This window comes from Jannaschia seohaensis (genome assembly GCF_900116765.1).
GTDB lineage: Bacteria > Pseudomonadota > Alphaproteobacteria > Rhodobacterales > Rhodobacteraceae > Jannaschia > Jannaschia seohaensis.
This window is the reverse complement of sequence record NZ_UETC01000006.1, coordinates 34119-50296: the sequence shown is the minus strand read 5'-3', so window position 1 is coordinate 50296 and position 16178 is coordinate 34119. Positions and strand designations below refer to the sequence as shown.

At 68.7% G+C, this 16178-nt stretch carries 16 protein-coding genes; 10 read left to right on the top strand and 6 right to left on the bottom strand.

Going from position 1 to position 16178, the window contains the following annotated elements; all coding sequences use genetic code 11:
- Window positions 1-43 precede the first annotated feature (43 nt).
- From DTQ71_RS13730 to DTQ71_RS13700, 7 genes are all read left to right on the top strand, one after another.
- A complete protein-coding gene (locus DTQ71_RS13730; protein WP_109564876.1) occupies window positions 44-1981 on the top strand; it encodes a polysaccharide biosynthesis protein in 1938 nt (645 codons plus the stop codon).
- 66 nt (window positions 1982-2047) lie between these two features.
- A complete protein-coding gene (locus tag DTQ71_RS13725) occupies window positions 2048-3058 on the top strand; it encodes an NAD-dependent epimerase/dehydratase family protein (protein ID WP_109564875.1) in 1011 nt (336 codons plus the stop codon).
- Between the two features lie 67 nt (window positions 3059-3125).
- Window positions 3126-4367 (top strand): glycosyltransferase family 4 protein, encoded by a 1242-nt coding sequence (locus DTQ71_RS13720; RefSeq protein WP_109564874.1) that lies wholly within the window; start codon window positions 3126-3128, stop codon window positions 4365-4367.
- Window positions 4368-4583: 216 nt separating this feature from the next.
- On the top strand, window positions 4584-5525 hold the full coding sequence (locus DTQ71_RS13715; protein WP_109564873.1) for a KpsF/GutQ family sugar-phosphate isomerase: 942 nt from the start codon (window positions 4584-4586) through the stop codon (window positions 5523-5525).
- Window positions 5522-6304 carry a 3-deoxy-manno-octulosonate cytidylyltransferase gene (locus tag DTQ71_RS13710; RefSeq protein WP_109564872.1) on the top strand — a complete coding sequence of 261 codons (783 nt, stop codon included), beginning with the start codon at window positions 5522-5524 and terminating at the stop codon, window positions 6302-6304. Before DTQ71_RS13715 ends, DTQ71_RS13710 begins: the two co-directional genes overlap by 4 nt.
- The gene (kdsA, locus tag DTQ71_RS13705) at window positions 6304-7149 is read left to right on the top strand and encodes a 3-deoxy-8-phosphooctulonate synthase (RefSeq protein ID WP_109564871.1); all 846 of its coding nucleotides are present in this window, start codon (window positions 6304-6306) and stop codon (window positions 7147-7149) included. The genes DTQ71_RS13710 and kdsA overlap by 1 nt, the downstream gene beginning before the upstream one ends.
- Before the next feature lie 109 nt (window positions 7150-7258).
- Complete coding sequence (locus tag DTQ71_RS13700; protein WP_109564870.1) at window positions 7259-7858, top strand: DedA family protein; 600 nt, start codon at window positions 7259-7261, stop codon at window positions 7856-7858.
- On the opposite strand, the gene DTQ71_RS13695 is transcribed toward DTQ71_RS13700, so the two are convergent.
- Window positions 7855-9000 (bottom strand): alkane 1-monooxygenase, encoded by a 1146-nt coding sequence (locus DTQ71_RS13695; protein WP_109564869.1) that lies wholly within the window; start codon window positions 8998-9000, stop codon window positions 7855-7857. The genes DTQ71_RS13700 and DTQ71_RS13695 overlap by 4 nt on opposite strands.
- 104 nt (window positions 9001-9104) lie before the next feature.
- The gene (mutY, locus tag DTQ71_RS13690; RefSeq protein ID WP_109564868.1) at window positions 9105-10133 is read right to left on the bottom strand and encodes an A/G-specific adenine glycosylase; all 1029 of its coding nucleotides are present in this window, start codon (window positions 10131-10133) and stop codon (window positions 9105-9107) included.
- 100 nt (window positions 10134-10233) lie between these two features.
- Between mutY and DTQ71_RS13685 the strand changes: the two genes are divergently transcribed.
- Both DTQ71_RS13685 and DTQ71_RS13680 read left to right on the top strand, forming a co-directional pair.
- Entirely contained in the window at window positions 10234-10698 is a 465-nt protein-coding gene (locus DTQ71_RS13685) for a DUF721 domain-containing protein (protein ID WP_109564867.1), read from the top strand.
- Window positions 10699-10714: 16 nt separating this feature from the next.
- Entirely contained in the window at window positions 10715-11368 is a 654-nt protein-coding gene (locus DTQ71_RS13680) for a DsbA family protein (RefSeq protein WP_109564866.1), read from the top strand.
- Window positions 11369-11404: 36 nt separating this feature from the next.
- Here DTQ71_RS13680 and lpxK read toward each other — a convergent pair whose 3' ends face one another.
- The 4 genes from lpxK to murJ all read right to left on the bottom strand — a co-directional run bounded on the left by lpxK (window position 11405) and on the right by murJ (window position 15543).
- Complete coding sequence (gene lpxK, locus DTQ71_RS13675) at window positions 11405-12373, bottom strand: tetraacyldisaccharide 4'-kinase (protein WP_109564865.1); 969 nt, start codon at window positions 12371-12373, stop codon at window positions 11405-11407.
- Window positions 12373-13662 carry a 3-deoxy-D-manno-octulosonic acid transferase gene (locus tag DTQ71_RS13670; RefSeq protein WP_109564864.1) on the bottom strand — a complete coding sequence of 430 codons (1290 nt, stop codon included), beginning with the start codon at window positions 13660-13662 and terminating at the stop codon, window positions 12373-12375. Before DTQ71_RS13670 ends, lpxK begins: the two co-directional genes overlap by 1 nt.
- A gap of 3 nt (window positions 13663-13665) precedes the next feature.
- Window positions 13666-13908: a DUF4170 domain-containing protein gene (locus DTQ71_RS13665; protein WP_109564863.1), complete on the bottom strand. Its 243-nt coding sequence runs from the start codon at window positions 13906-13908 to the stop codon at window positions 13666-13668.
- A gap of 72 nt (window positions 13909-13980) precedes the next feature.
- Window positions 13981-15543 carry a murein biosynthesis integral membrane protein MurJ gene (gene murJ, locus DTQ71_RS13660; protein WP_109564862.1) on the bottom strand — a complete coding sequence of 521 codons (1563 nt, stop codon included), beginning with the start codon at window positions 15541-15543 and terminating at the stop codon, window positions 13981-13983.
- Between the two features lie 214 nt (window positions 15544-15757).
- On the opposite strand from murJ, the gene DTQ71_RS13655 reads away from it, so the two are divergent.
- Entirely contained in the window at window positions 15758-15979 is a 222-nt protein-coding gene (locus tag DTQ71_RS13655; RefSeq protein ID WP_109564861.1) for a hypothetical protein, read from the top strand.
- Window positions 15980-16178 lie beyond the last annotated feature (199 nt).

Below are 16178 nucleotides of genomic sequence, written 5' to 3'. Positions count from 1 at the left end.
CGGCGTCACGCGCCCTCCGAAAGACGGGGTTCGGTAAGCTATCATGTTGAAGTTGTTGAAGGCGATGGATCGGCGTCAGAAGTCGTTCGTGTTCTTCGTCCTCGATATTTTCCTTATATGCGCCGCCCTCGTAGCGGCCCTGATGGTGGCCCCGCCCCTGCCCGAGATGGTCGATGCGTCAACGGTTCTGATCGTCGGCATCCCCTATGTTCTGATTCTCGGCGGCGGCCTTTTGGTCTTTCTCGGCATCCCGTCCCTTCAACTGTCGGATCTCGACGGGCCCGCGACCGGTAGCCTGACGCTGATGGCGATCTTGCTCGCCATCGGGACGGTCGTGCTCACGACGCTGTTGGGCTATTCGCTGCCGCCGATGCTGCATCTGATGTTCGGCATCTTCTCTTTCCTGTTCATGCTGATCGCGCGGGTCGTCCTGCTGCAGGTCGTGCTGGCGATCTACCGCAGGGGGGAGACGGTCTGCCGGGTGCTGATCTACGGCGCCGGCACCACCGGCGTGCAGTTGGTGCAGGCGTTCAAGGCGCATCAGGACATCGACCCGGTCGCTTTCGTCGACGACAACCGCACCATTCAGGGCATGACCATCAGCGGGCTGCCGGTACTCAGCCCCGTGCGCATCCGCGAGATCGTGCGCGACCGCAAGATCGACCGCGTCCTGCTCGCCATCCCGTCGCTCAGCCCGCCCAAGCAGGCGCAGATGGCCCGCCGCCTCCAGAAGATGGGGCTGGAGGTGCAGATGCTGCCCTCCTTCAGCCAGCTGATCGGTGAAGAGGCGCTGATCGACAAGCTTACCACGCTCAACCCGCAGATGTTCCTCAATCGCGCCGAGGTCGAGACCACGCTGGGCGAGGGCTCCGAGAGCTATGCGGGCAAGTCGGTTCTGGTTTCTGGCGCGGGCGGCTCCATCGGGTCCGAGCTCTGCCGCCAGCTGATCGAGTGCCGCCCCCGCAAGTTGGTCCTGTTCGAGCTTTCCGAGCTTGCCCTGTTCAACGTCGAGGGCATGTTGCGGACGCTCGCCCGCGACAGCGGTGTCGAGCTGGCGCTGGTGCTGGGCTCGGTCACCGACTCGCGGCAGGTCCGCCACGTGTTGGAGCAGCACAAGGTCGAGGTCGTGCTGCACGCCGCCGCCTACAAGCATGTCAGCCTCGTCCAGCAGAACCCGATGGCCGGGATCGCCAACAACGTGCTGGGCACCCAGACCCTGGCCAATGCCGCCGTTGCCCATGGGGTGGAGCGGTTCATCCTGATCTCGTCGGACAAGGCCGTCCGGCCCAAGGGCGTCATGGGCGCCTCCAAGCGTTTCGCCGAGATGGTGATCCAGGATCTCGCCTCTCGCGTGCCCGAGGGCGAGGGGCCGATTTTCTCGATGGTGCGCTTCGGCAATGTGCTGGGCTCGTCCGGCTCGGTCGTGCCGATCTTCCACGATCAGATCCAGAAGGGCGGGCCGGTGACCGTCACCCACCCGCAGGTGACGCGGTTCTTCATGACCATCCAGGAAGCCGCGCGGCTCGTTCTCAAGGCCGGGGCGATGGCTGAGGGGGGCGAGGTCTTCCTGCTCGACATGGGCGAGCCGGTGAAGATCGTCGATCTCGCGACCCAGGCGATCGAGGCGTCCGGCTATTCGGTGCGCAACGATGCCAACCCCGATGGCGATATCGAGATCACCTTCATCGGCCTTGCCCCGGGTGAAAAGCTGGAGGAAGAGCTTTTCCTCGACGGCTCTGAAAAGCCCACCGCGCATCGCAAGATCTTCCGGGTCAAGGAGTCGTCGCTCTCCGAGATCGAGATGGCGTCCACCCTTCGCTCGCTCCGTCACGCGTTGGCCGCTGGGGACGAGGCGCTGCTGCTCGACATCGTGGCGCGGCGGATCGAGAGCTTCGACGCTGGGACTAGGCCCACCACGGTTGTGCCGACGCCGGCCTCGGATCTCCGCGCCCTCGGCGCATCCGACCCGACCCCCGCCTGATCGGCCCCGGGCGATCGGGCCTGTCTGCGGTTTGACAGCGCCGAACCGCTGCGCCACAGGAGCGCCATGGCACGTCACGCGCTCGTCACAGGAACCGCGGGGTTCATCGGTTTTCACATGGCCCGGGCGCTGCTGGCGCAGGGCTGGACGGTGACCGGGCTCGACGCGCTGACGCCCTATTACGACCTTTCGCTGAAGCGCCGCCGCCACGCCATCCTGGCCGAGGATCCCAGTTTCGAGGCCATCGAGAGCGACGTGGCCGAGGAAGGCGCTGTCGCCGCGCTGCTGGCGGCGCGGCCGGCCGAGGCGGTGATCCACCTCGCCGCGCAGGCCGGTGTGCGCTATTCGATCGAGGTGCCGCGCGACTATGTGCGCGCCAACGTCACCGGCACCCATGAGGTGCTGGAGGCGGCGCGGGAGCACCCGCCCAAGCACCTCCTGCTGGCCTCCTCCTCCTCCGTTTACGGGGCCGAGACCGAGATGCCCTATCGCGAAGGGCAGAAGGTCGACACCCAGATGTCCTTCTACGCCGCCACCAAGAAGGCGAACGAGGCGATGGCCCATGCCTACGCCCATCTCTACGGCATCCCGACCACGCTGTTCCGGTTCTTCACGGTCTACGGACCATGGGGCCGGCCGGACATGGCGCTGTTCAAATTCGTCGCCGCGATGCGGGCGGGTCGGCCCATCGACGTCTACAATCACGGCGAGATGCAGCGGGACTTCACCTATGTGGACGATCTCGTCACCGGCATCGCGGGCCTCATCGACGTCCCGCCGGGCGACAGGCCGGTCGGCCCGAAGGACAGTCTCAGCCCGGTCGCTCCGTTCCGCATCGTCAATATCGGCAACGGAGAGCCGGTGAAGCTGGGGCGCCTCATCGCGGCGATCGAGGCCGCCCTAGGCCAGAAAGCGGAGCGCAACCTGATGGACATCCAGCCCGGCGATGTCCCCGCCACCTGGGCCGATGCCTCCCTGCTGGAAACCCTGCTGGACCACCCGCTGCCGCGCACCTCGGTCGAGGACGGGGTAGCCGCCTTCGTCGATTGGTATCTAACCGAATACGAAGGGAAGTGACCGCGCCTCTCGTCAATCCGAGCGCGCCGGGGCATCGTATCGCCGGTTCGAGTCGGAGCGGTCCGCGATGAAGATTCTGTTCGTCCATCAGAACATGCCCGGTCAATACCGGGAGATGCTCGATTGGCTGATCGCCCAGGGCGGGCACGAGCTGGTCTTCCTGACCCAGCGTCGCAACTACCCCGAGCGGCCGGGCGTCAAGAAAGTGCTCTACGCGCCCCATCACCGGCCCGCCAAGGATGCCTACGGGCTCAGCAAGGTCTGGGAAGAGGCGACAGGCGCGGGATATGGCGCGGCGATGGCCGCGCAGCATTTGCGGGACACCGGCTGGACCCCCGACATCATCATCGGCCATACCGGCTGGGGCGAGCTTCTCTTCATGAAGCAAGTCTATCCGGCCGTCCCCATCCTGGGCTTCTTCGAGTATTTCTACCTGTCGAAGGGCGGCCCCGTCGGCTTCGATCCCGAGGATCCCCCCTCCGAGGCCTCGCCCTTCCTGCTGCATGCGCGCAACGCCGTGCCCTTCGCCAACCTCCACGTGGCCGACAGGGGCATCGCGCCGACGATGTGGCAGCGCAACTGCTTCCCCGAGGCGTTCCACGCCAAGCTGGACGTCTGCCATGACGGCATCCGCACCGACCGGCTGGGCCCCGACCCGGATGTCGCGCTCACCCTGGGCCGGGTCGGCCGCATCACCCGCGACGACGAGATCTTCACCTATATCGCCCGCAACATGGAGCGGACCCGCGGCTTCCACACCTTCATGCGCGCGCTGCCCCATATCCAGAAGGCCCGGCCCAACGCCCGGGTGTTGGTGGTCGGCGGCAACGACGCCTCCTATGGCAAGAAGAGCGCGCTCGCCGGCGGCTTCCGTGCGGAGATGGAGCGGGAGGTGGGCCATCTGATCGATTGGGACCGGACCCATTTCCTGGGCCAGGTGCCCTATCCCGATTTCCAGAAGATCGTGCAGATCAGCCGCTGCCATATCTACCTGACCATGCCCTTCGTGCTCAGCTGGTCGATGCTGGAGGCGATGGCGATGGAGGCGACCATCGTCGCCTCCGACGTGCCGCCCGTTCGCGAAGCGATGACCGATGGCGAGACCGGCCTGCTGACCGACTTCTTCGACCCGCCCGCCCTTGCCGAGAAGGTCGCGGCGGTGCTGGCCGAGCCCGAGCGCTTCGCCCATCTGGGCAAGGCCGCCCGGCGCCATGTCGTCGAGAATTACGACTTTCTGAATGTCTGCCTGCCGCGCCAGATCGGGTTCATCAACGCCTTGGTGCCCGAGGACCGCCGGATCGCGATCTAGGACCGCCCGCGGAGTGGTCTCGGATGCGCCACCCGTCCCTTCTTCTGGCCGAAAATACTCCGGGGGGCGAGCTTGCGCGCGGGCTGGCCCCCGGTCCCACCCTCGCGCCCGGCGCGTCTGCCGGCAGGGGCATGCCGGTTCCACTCGCGCCAACTCCGTCCGAACGGAGCCGGTCCCAGTTGCGCCCTCCGCGCCCGCACCCTATCTCCCCCTCCCATGATCGATGTCACCGAGACCGGCCGAGAGGTCCTGCGCACCGAGGCGGCCGCGCTCACCGCCCTGGCCGAGGCCATGCCCGCCGGCTTCGAGGGCGTCGTGACCCTCATCGCCGAGTCGCAGGGCCGCTGCATCGTCACCGGCATCGGCAAGTCCGGCCATATCGCCCGCAAGATCGCCGCGACCCTGGCCTCGACCGGAACACCCGCGCTCTTCGTCCACCCGGCCGAGGCCAGCCATGGCGATATGGGCATGATCGGCGCACAGGATGTCGTGCTGATGATCTCGAACTCGGGCGAGGCGCCCGAACTCCGCGACGTCATCGCCCATACCCGCCGCTTCTCGGTCCCGCTGATCGGTCTCTCGTCGCGTCCCGAGTCGACCCTGATGCGCGCCGCCGACCATCACCTGACTATCCCGGCCCTGCCCGAAGCCTGCGGGCTGGGCGTCGTCCCCACGACCTCGACCACGCTGACGCTTGGCTTGGGCGACGCGCTGGCCGTCGCGTTGCTGCGCCGCCGGGGCTTTCGCGCCGAGGATTTCGGCGTCCTCCATCCCGGCGGCAAGCTGGGCGCGCAAATGGCCCGGGTCGAGAGCCTGATGCACAAGAACCTGCCCGCTGTCGCTCCGGACACGCCCATGTCCGAGGTTCTGCTCGCCATGACCTCCGCGGGGTTCGGCATCGCGGTGGTCGTCGAGGACGAGCGGCTGGCGGGGATCATCACCGACGGCGATTTGCGCCGCAACATGGAGGGGCTCGTGGAGAAACGCGCCATGGACGTGGCCACGACATCGCCGCTGACCGTCCCGCCGGGGATGCTCGCGGCGCGGGCCCTCGCGCTCCTCAACCAGCACAAGCGCAACGTGACCGTGGTCTGCGACGGGGACCGGCCATACGGCATCCTGCACTTGCATGATCTGCTGCGGGCGGGGGTGGCATGAAGACCGCGATCCTGATCCCGGCGCGCTATGCGTCCACCCGCTACCCTGGCAAACCGCTGGCCGCCCTGCGCCAGGCCGATGGAACCACGAAGACCCTGATCCAGATGACCTGGGAGGCCGCGACCCAGGTTCCCGGCGACCATGCCATCCATGTCTGCACCGACGACGACCGCATCCGGGAGGCAGCCGAGGGCTTTGGCGCCTCGGTCCTGATGACCTCCTCCGTGGCCCGCAACGGCACCGAGCGATGTGCCGAGGCGCTGGCTCAGATCGAGGCCGATCTCGTCGTCAACCTCCAGGGCGACGCGCCGCTGACCCCGCCCTGGTTTCTCACCGCCCTGATCGAGCGGATGCAGCAGGATAGCGTCGCCCAGGTGGCCACCCCCGTCCTGCGCTGCGACCGCAAGACCTATGACATGTTCGTCGAAGACCGGCGCGCGGGCCGCGTCGGCGGCACCACCGCCGTCTTCGACCGCAACCTCCATGGCCTCTATTTCAGTAAGGAGGTCATCCCGTATATCGCCCCCGGTAAGGTCCCCGACCCGATCCCGGTCTTCCACCATGTCGGCGTCTACGCCTACCGCCCCGCCGCGTTGCAGGCCTACATGACCTGGCCCGAGGGGGTGCTGGAAGCCCGCGAGGGGCTGGAACAGCTCCGCTTCCTGGAGAATGGGACCCCCCTGGCCTGCGTCGAGGTCGACGCAAGAGGCCGCGTCTTTTGGGAGCTCAACAATCCCGAGGACATTCCCCGTATCGAAGCCGTCCTGGGAGGCGCCTGATGGACCCGCTGAAATCCACGCCCATAGACGTCTCCGGCATCCCCATCGGCGGCGCCCACCCCTTTGCTCTGATCACCGGGCCCTGCCAGCTGGAGAGCCTGGACCACGCCCGCATGATGGCCGAGCGCATCGCCGAGGCTTGCGCGCCGACGGGCACGCGGTGGATCTTCAAGGCGAGCTACGACAAGGCCAACCGTTCCTCGATCTCGACCCAGCGCGGCCTCGGCCTGGAGGAGGGTCTGTCGATCCTCGCCAAGATCGGCGCGGAGTTCGGCTGTCCCACCCTCACCGACGTCCACCTTCCCGACCATTGCGCCCCTGCGGCCGAGGCCTGCGATGTGCTCCAGATCCCGGCCTTCCTCAGCCGCCAGACCGACTTGCTGCTCGCGGCGGGCGAGACCGGCGCCGCGATAAACATCAAGAAGGGCCAATTTCTCGCGCCCTGGGACATGCCCAACGTCGCCGCCAAGATCGCATCCACCGGTAACACCCGCATCCTGCTCTGCGACCGGGGCACCAGCTTCGGCTACAACACCCTCGTGACCGATTTCCGCGGCCTGCCCATCATGGAGGCCACCGGATATCCGGTCGTCTTCGACGCCACCCATTCGGTGCAGCAGCCCGGCGGGCAGGGCACCTCTTCTGGCGGCCAGCGCGAATTCGCCCCGGTTCTGGCGCGCGCCGCCTGCGCGGTCGGCGTCTCCGCCTTGTTCATCGAGACGCACCAGGACCCGGACAACGCCCCGTCCGACGGCCCCAACATGATCCCCATCGACCGTATGGCCGATCTGATCGCCGAGCTCCGTGCTTTCGACGCTCTGCGAAAGGGCCTCGACCGCCCCTAGGCCCGGGCCGCCGCTTCCCCCTTCTTCTGGCCGGAAATACTCCGGGGGGAGTCGGCCCACGGCCGACGGGGGGCTGGCCCCCCTCCCCCTTTCAAGCACGAGCCATCCGATGTTCGACTGGATCCTCTCCGTCATGTCCCAGGCAGGCTATGCGGGTCTCGCCTTCCTGATGTTGATCGAGAACGTCTTCCCGCCGATCCCCTCCGAGGTCGTCGTCCCTCTGGGTGGCTTCCTCGCGGCCCGCGGCTCGTTCTCGCTGCCGCTGGTCATCATCGTGGCGACCGCCGGGTCGGTCGCGGGCGCCACCTTCTGGTATTGGGTCGGCATCGTCGTGGGCGAGGCGCGGCTCCGGGCCTTCGCGGCCCGGTACGGGCGCTGGCTGACGATCTCGCCGGGGGATGTGGACCGGGCATCGGCATGGTTCCGCGAGAAGGGCGCCTGGGCGGTGCTGGTGGGACGGATGATGCCGGGGTTCCGGACGCTGATCTCGGTCCCCGCGGGGGTGGCGCGGATGCCTCTGGGCCCGTTCCTGATCTATACCACGGCCGGGTCGCTGGTCTGGATCGGCGGGCTGGCCATCCTGGGATATGTGCTCGAGTCGCAATATGAGCGGGTGGGCGATTGGATCGATCCGGCCAGCTGGATTGTGCTGGGCGCAGTGGTCGGGATCTACCTTTGGCGGCTGTTCCGGCAGGAGGTGCGCAGCTAGCGCGGCATCGGGTTACTGGCCGTCTTGTAAGCGGACCAGTCCTCGATGTCCGGATACCAGCGCTTGCGCCAGGCGCGGACCTTGGGGTTCATGACCCGCCGCCAGACCGGGGGCACCATCGCCGCCGCCGTCATCACCGGATAGCCGAAGGGCAGCTGCGGCGCCTCGTCCGCCTCATAGGTCTGGAGCAGTGGGAAGGGCCGGTCGGGCTTGTAATGGTGGTCCGAATGGCGTTGCAGGTTGATCAGCAGCCAGTTCGACGCCTTGGCGGCCGAGTTCCAGGAGTGGTGGGGCCGCACCGGCTCGTAGCGGCCATCGCCCAGGTGGCGGCGGGTCAGGCCGTAATGTTCCACGTAATTGACCAGCTCCAGCTGCCAGATCGCAGTGCCCGCCTGCACCAGGAAGAGGCCGAGCCCCAGCCAGCCGCCCAGCAGCGCGGCCAGCGCGAGACAGGCGGCCTGGAGGGCCCAGTAGCGCCAGAATGGATTGGAGCGGTGCCAGCGCGTGAGCCCTTTGCGGGCCAGCATCGCCGCCTCGGCCTTCCAGGCCGAGGCCAGACACTCCCGCAGCACCCGCAGATAGAAACGGTAGAAATCCTCGTTGTAGCGCGCCGTCACCGGGTCGCGCGGCGTCGCGACATAGCGGTGATGGACCAGCAGATGCTCCGAGCGGAAATGCGAATAGAGCACCATCGCCAGCAGGATGTCCGCCAGCCCCCGCTCCAGCCGGGAGCGTTGGTGCATCAGCTCATGGGAGTAGTTGATCCCAATCGTGCCGGAGACGACGCCCATGCCGAAGAACAGGCCCACCAGCTCCCAGCCGCCGAGATGCTCGGCCCGTGTCGCGAACCAGATCAGACCGAACAGCGTGGCGGCCTGGACTGGCGCCCAGATCAGCGTGATCGCCCGATACCATCCCAGCCCCGCCCGATCCATCTGCGGGTCGGCATTGCCTTCCTCCAACCCGGCCAGCGCGTCGAGCAGCGCATAGGCGCCCCACGCATAAACCGGGACCGCCAGAACCCACCAGCCGCCCGCCAGGGCCGCCGCCCAGATCACCGGGATCATCGTCAACGAGGCCCAGAACGGCAGGGCGCGCAGCGGATTGCGGATCGTCTGGTCGGGCAGGGCGTGGACGGTCATGGCTCCCTCGGATCTAGAACGCCGGACGAGACCTGACGCCCCACCGGGGCCTCACGCCATCCTTCGGCGCCTTATCCACAGGATACCGGCCGGGATTGCGGCCCTCAATCGCCGGTTCCGTGACGTTTCGTCATCAGGGCATGCGCCTTCCGAAACACCGTCGGAAGGGTGGACGGATCCAGCGGCGCGAAGGCCCCGCGCGAGGGCGGGCCGGGCCGGTCGGCGGCGAGCACCGTCAGGATCAGGTGGAAATGGGTGAAGGTGTGGCGCACCTCGCCCAGCTCGTACCAGTCGGCCAGGGCCGGGGGCGCCGGGGTGGGGGCCTCGGACCAGTCCGAGGTCGGAAAGGCCAGCATGCCGCCCAAGAGCCCCTCGTCCGGCCGCTGCTCCAACAGCCAGGTGTCGCCCCGGCGCGCGAGATAGAGCAGGCCGCGGCGGGTCGGCTTCGCCTTCTTGGGGGCTTTGACCGGCAGGGTCTCCGCGACACCGGCGAGGCGGGCGGCGCAGGCGTCCCGCCAGGGGCAGAGCATGCAGCCCGGCGATTTCGGAGTGCAGATCGTGGCGCCGAGATCCATCACGGCCTGGGCGTAATCGCCCGGCCGGCGATCCGGCGTCAGCTCCGCCATGGCGGCGCGGATCGGCGCCTTGGCGGCGGGCAGAGGCGTCTCGATTCGGCGCAGCCGGGCCATGACCCGCTCGACATTGCCATCGACCACCACGGCCGGCCGGTCGAAGGCGATGGCCGCGATGGCGGCGGCGGTGTAGGGGCCGATGCCGGGCAGCGTCAGAAGACCCGCTTCGGTGTCCGGGAACCGCCCGCCATGCTCGGAGGCGACGACCCGCGCGCATTTGAGCAGGTTGCGGGCCCGCGCATAATAGCCCAGCCCGGCCCATGCGCCCATGACCTCCGTATCCTCGGCGGCGGCGAGGTCGGTGACGGTCGGCCAGATCTCGGTGAAGCGCAGGAAATAGGCCCGCACGGCGGCGACGGTCGTCTGCTGGAGCATGATCTCCGACAGCCAGACGCGATAGGGATCGGGCCGCCGCCCGGAGCCGGGCGGAACCCGCCAAGGCAGATCCCGTGCGTGGCCGTCATACCACGTCAGCAGCGCTGCCGTCAGATCGTCACGCATCCGTGATGCTCCCCCTGTTTTCCGGGCCGCGCCGTGATGTAGGATACAGGCCGACCCGGAGGAACCCCGCTTGCGCACCATCCGAAAAGGCGGCCGACGCATGGCCACTCTGATCGACCGCGACGTGAAGCGGCTCGGCCAGACGCGCGGCTTTTCGGAGACGCGGCTTCTGACCCATTGGGCCGAGATCGCGGGGGGCGAGATCGCCGCGATCTGCCGCCCGGTGAAGGTGGGCTATCCGCGCGGCGGCTTCGGCGCCGTGCTCACCGTGCTGACGACGGGCGCGCAGGCGCAGATGCTCCAGATGAAGCTGCCGCAGCTGATCGACCGGGTGAACGCGACCTATGGCTATCAGGCCATCAGCCGCATCGCGATCACCCAGACCGCGGCGACCGGCTTTGCCGAGGGACAGGCAGAGTTCACGCCCAAACCCCGCGCCCCCAAGGCTCCATCGCCCGAGGCGATGGTCAAAGCGCGTGCTCAGGCCCAGGGCGTATCCGATAGCGGCCTTCGGGAGTCGCTTGAACGGCTGGGGGCCAACATCATATCGAAACGACGCAATTGACCTACGGGAGGCACCCATGGCTAACAGACGTACTTTTCTGACACTCTTGGCCTCAGGCACCGCCCTGGGCGCCGGAGCCATGCTATGGCCCCGTGGCCAGGGCGGACTCGGAGACCTGGGCGCGGCCCATGCGCAGGGCGCGGCAGTGCCCGAGATGACGCTGGGCGATCCGAACGCGCCGGTGAAGGTGATCGAATATGCGAGCTACACCTGCCCGCACTGCGCCAACTTCCACAACGAGACGTTCAAGAGCTTCAAGGCTGAGTATATCGACACCGGCAAGGTACACTTCACCTATCGCGAGGTGTATTACGACCGCTACGGCCTCTGGGCCTCGATGATCGCACGCTGCGCCGGGCCGCGGCGGTTCTTCGGTGTATCCGAACTGATCTACAAGCGTCAGAGGGACTGGGCGCGCCAGAGCGAGCCGGCTGCCGTGGCCGACAGCCTGAAGCGCATCGGGCTCCAGGCCGGGATGAGCCGGGCCGAGGTCGATGCCTGCATGCAGGACGCGGCCCAGGCCGAAGCGCTCTATGGCTGGTATCAGGCCAATTCAGAGCGGCACCAAGTGCGGTCGACGCCCTCCTTCCTGATCAATGGCGAGATGCATTCGGGCAATATGAGCCTGTCGCAGATCGGCCGCCTCGTGGACGAGGCCGCGGGCAGCTGAGCCCAGGCCGCAGGGGTGGGCATGGTGATGCCCACCCTACAGGTCGAGCCGCGTCAGCGCGGCGTCGAGCGGGGTCCAGTCGTCCAGCGTGAGCCGCACCGGTAGCGTCATGACCCGCCCGCGCAGGGACGGGGGGAGCCGCACGGCGTCCTTCTCAGTCGTGACCGGCTGGGCGGAGAGGCGCGCCGCCTGCTCGCCCAGGCGATGGAGCAGGGCGGGCGTGAGCGGCTGATGATCGGCCAGGGAAACGGTGCCCTTCAGATCCACCCCCAGGCCGCGCAGCGTGTCGAAGAATTTTTCCGGCCGCCCGATTCCCGCGAAGGCGAAGACTGGCAGGCCCGCCCAGGGCATCCCCGTGGCCAGCGGGGCGAGCCGCCCGTCCAGGCGGGGCGGCGGGCTCGGCAGGGTGAGCGTGCGTTGCTCGGCCTCCGACCCGATGGAGAGCGTCAGGTCCGCGCGGGCCAGGCCGGTCGCGACCGGCTCCCGCAAGGGGCCCGCCGGGATCACCCGGCCATTGCCGAAGCCCGCCCCGGCATCGACCACCACGATCGACAGGTCCTTGACCAGGGACGGGTTCTGGAACCCGTCATCGAGCAGGATGGCCTGCGCGCCCGCTGCGACGGCCGCCCGCGCGCCCGCCAGCCGGTCGCGCGCGACCCAGACCGGCGCGAAGGCCGAGACCAAGAGCGGCTCGTCCCCGACTTGGCCCGCGTCATGCACCGCCGGATCGACGCGCGTCGGACCCTCCTCCGAGCCGCCATAGCCGCGGGAGACGACATGCGCCGCCACGCCGCGCGCCGTCAGCCTTTCGGCCAGGGCGATCACGGTGGGCGTCTTGCCGGTGCCCCCCGCCGTCAGGTTGCCGACGCAGATCACAGGCACGCCGACCCGCGCCCCCGGCCGGGCCACGCGCCGCGCCGTCGCGGCGGCATAGAGCGCACCCAGCGGCGCCAGCGCCGCCGAGAGCAGACCCGGCGGCTGCGACCAGAAGCCCGGCGCGCGCATCAGTCCACCCCGTCGAGCATCGCCAAGAGCAGGTCCATCGCCGCCTCGGTCACTTCGGCCCCGGCGGAGCAGACCTCCCAGGCGGCATGGGCCATGCGCGCGGCCTCGTCGGGCTCCAGCACGCGGGCGAGCGTGGCCCCCAGATCGTCCCAATCCGACACGGAGCGGGCCGCGCCGGCGGCGCCCAGCCGCTCGTAGATATCGGCGAAGTTCTGGACATGCGGCCCGTGCAGGATCGCGCTGCCCAGGGCGGCGGGTTCGAACGGGTTGTGGCCGCCGATCTCCACCAGGGAGCCGCCGACGAAGCTGACCGGGCAGAGCCGATACCACAGCCCCATCTCGCCGATCGTGTCGGCCACGTAGATCTCGGTGTCGGGTTCGATGGTCTCGCCCGCGGTGCGGCGGGCGACGCGCCAGCCGTCCAGGCGCAGCCCTTCGACGATCTCGGTCGCGCGGTCCGGATGGCGGGGCGCGATCACCAACAGCAGCTTTTGCCAAGCGCGGCGGGCCTGGGCATGGGCTTCGGCGGCGCCTGCTTCCTCGCCTTCATGGGTCGAGGCGGCCAGCCAGCAGGGGCGCCCGGCCAGCGCTCCCGCCAGCGCGACCCGCTGCGATTCGTCGTGGGGCAGGGCCTTGGACCCCTCCTTGAGCGTGCCCGTGACCTCCAGCCGCTCAGGGGGAAATCCGAGATCGAGCAGCCGGTCGGCGGTGGCCCTGTCCTGGGCCTGAACATGGGCGATGCGGTGCACCAAGGCGCGCGCGGCCCCTCGGGCCCAGCGGCGCCAGCGGCGATGCGCCCCCTCGGTCATGCGCGCGTTGATCAGCGCGACGGGCACGCCCCGGGCCGCGCATTCATGCAGAAGCGCGGGCCAAATCTCGCCCTCGGCCAGCACGCAAAGATCCGGGCGCCAGTGGTCCAGAAAGCGCCGCATCCAGGGCCGGACGTCGAGCGGCACGTATTGGTGCAGCGCCCGGGGCGGCAGGCGGCTGGCCAGGATCTCGGCGCTGGTGACGGTGCCGGAGGTGATCAGGAAATGCGTGTCCGGCCGCTCCTCCCCGATGCGGCGGATCATCTCCAGGAGCGACACGCTCTCGCCCACGCTGGCCGCGTGGAACCAGATCAGCGGGCCGTCCGGGCGTGGCAGCGACGCGATGCCCCGCCGCTCCTCCAGGCGGGCCGCGTCCTCCTTGCCCTGCGCGAGCCGCGACTTCAGCTTGCGATTGCCGTATCGCTCCGCCCCGTTCGACCACGCGAGATAGGCGCCCAGCAGGAGCGAGCGAGGCGGCATGGCTCAGCCGAGCTCCTCGGTCGGAGAGGCCGGGCTTTCTTCGTCCCGCAGGCGGTGGATATGGGCGATGAAATAGCGGGCATGGGCATCGTCCACCGTGCGCTGGGCCGCGGCCTTCCAAGCGGCATAGGCCGAGGCGTAGTCGGGGAACATGCCGACGATGTCGATCTTCGACGGATCGACGAACTGGGTGGAGCTGGGATTCACCAGCTCGCCGCCGAAGACGAGATGCAGACGCTGGACCATGGGAGCCTCCTGTCAGGTGGGTGGTCGGTCGGGGCGGGTGTATCCTGGGCCGCGGTCCGGGGAAAGCCGGGCTCAGCCCCGGCGCAACGCGGCCCGCAACTCGGCCAGGCGCACGGCGCCGATCATCTGGCACAGGCCGAAATAGGACAGGATCCCAAGCCCCACCAGGATCGCCACCGCCAGCACGCTCAGCCCCAAGCCGAAGAGCGGCGTCAGTACGATGTTCGTCACCCAGATCACGACACCCATGCCGGCCGCCGCCACGAAGATGCGCCAGACGCGCCGGCGGGCCCGATCGTCGAGCCGCGCCACCTCGCCCATCCGGCGGACGCCGAGCCAGAGCAGCAGCACCATTGCCCAGGAGGCCACCGTCGTGCCCAGCGCCGCGGCGGCGAAACCGATCACCGGGGCCAGGCCGATGGCCACTGCGGCGTTCACGGCGAGCGAGACCAGCGCGTATTTGAGCGGCGTGCGCGTGTCCTCGCGCGCGAAGAAGACGGGTTGCAGCACCTTTTGCAGCACGAAGGCCGGCAGGCCCAGCGCATAGACCATCAGCGCCACGGCCGTCGATGCGGTGTCGTCGGCATCGAAGGCCCCCCGCTCGAACAGGACCGAGACCAGCGTGCCCGGGACCACGAGCAAGGCCACGGCGGCCGGGATCGTCAGCAGCAGCGCGAACTCGGTCGCGCGGGAGAGGGCGTGGCGCTGGCCCTCCCGGTCCTCGGCGCGGACGCGGCGGGAAAGGTCGGGCAGCAGGACCACCCCGATGGCGATGCCGACCACGCCCAGCGGCAATTGGTAGAGCCGGTCCGCATAGCTGAGCCAGGCCACGGCGCCGTCGAAATAGCTGGCCACCTGCCGCCCGACCAGCAGGTTCACCTGCACCACGCCTCCGGCCAGCGCGGCGGGGGCGGCGATGATGGCCAGACGTTTCAGGTCGGGCGTAAGCCGCGGCAGGTGCCGTGGCATCAGCCTGTGACCGGCCCGCCGCGCCGCCCACCAGACAAGGCCGAGCTGCAGCGCACCGCCCAGGGGCACCGTCCAGACCAGCGCCTGGCCGTAGATCAGCGAAGGCACGGGTGTGGCCATGGGCACGAGACCTGGAAAGGCCCAGACGAGGAGCAGGGCCGAGATGAAGGCGATGTTGAGCAGCGCGGGCGCCGCCGCGGCCGCCAGGAAGCGGCGATTGGCGTTCAGCACCCCCGAGACGAGCGCCGCCAGCGAGATCAGCAGGATATAGGGGAACGCGATGCGCCCATAGCTCACCGCCAGGGAAAAGCGGCCGTCATCGGCGAAGCCCGACGCCATCGCGAAGACCAGCGCGGGCATGAACAGGATGCCCAGCACGGTGAAGACGGTCAGCACCACGACCATCAGCGCCACCGCATCGCGGGCGAAGGCGTCGGCATCCTCGGACGCATCTTCCAGCTTCTTGGCGTAGAGCGGCACGAAGGCCATGTTGAACGCGCCCTCGGCGAAGAAGCGGCGGAACATGTTGGGCAGGCTGAAGGCGACAAAGAACGCCTCCGCCGCCGCGCCCGTGCCCAGGAAGCGCGCGATCAGGATGTCGCGCACGAACCCCAGGACCCGCGAGAGAAGGGTCCAGCCGCTGACGGTGAGAAAGCCTTTGATCATGGATCGGGATTAAGGGGGGGAGCCCGAGTTATCCAGGGGGATCGCGACGATCCGTCCACTGCGCCGCGGGCGCCCCCTTCAGCGCTGGTGTGGGCGCGCCCAGGTCCCGCCATCCGCGTGCCGTTCCGTTCGCCGCGGGTTGCCGAGCTCGGGCCTCCCCGCGCAATCGCCTCGGCTTCGGTGAAAGCATGCCGCCATTTGCGATATTTCCGAGGTGGTTACACCACATTTCGGCTCCGCGCCGCGATCGGCGCTTGGCGGCAAGCCCCCCAGCGCGGTCGCCCTCGATCCGGAGGATTATGGCGCTTCCGCCACGATCAGTTTCAGCGCCGATGACGCCACTGTGACGTCTGGCGATCCGGCCAGCGTCACGTTCCATGGCGTCTCGGCGCTGGCCACGATGACGGCGGCCGTGGACAGGCACAACCGACGTTAATTTAGCGCCTTCCCACTCTCAGAACCGCGCGAGGCCTGGAATTCCAGCAATGCGATGAAGGCGGACGTCGGCATGAGGCTCCCGGATGCGCGGTATGACGGGGAGACGATGTCGTTATCGCTTCCCGCCCGCTCGATGGCGATCTCGGCGGATGCGCTCTTGGCCGACCTGGTTATCAGCACCGAATGCGGCGGTCCCT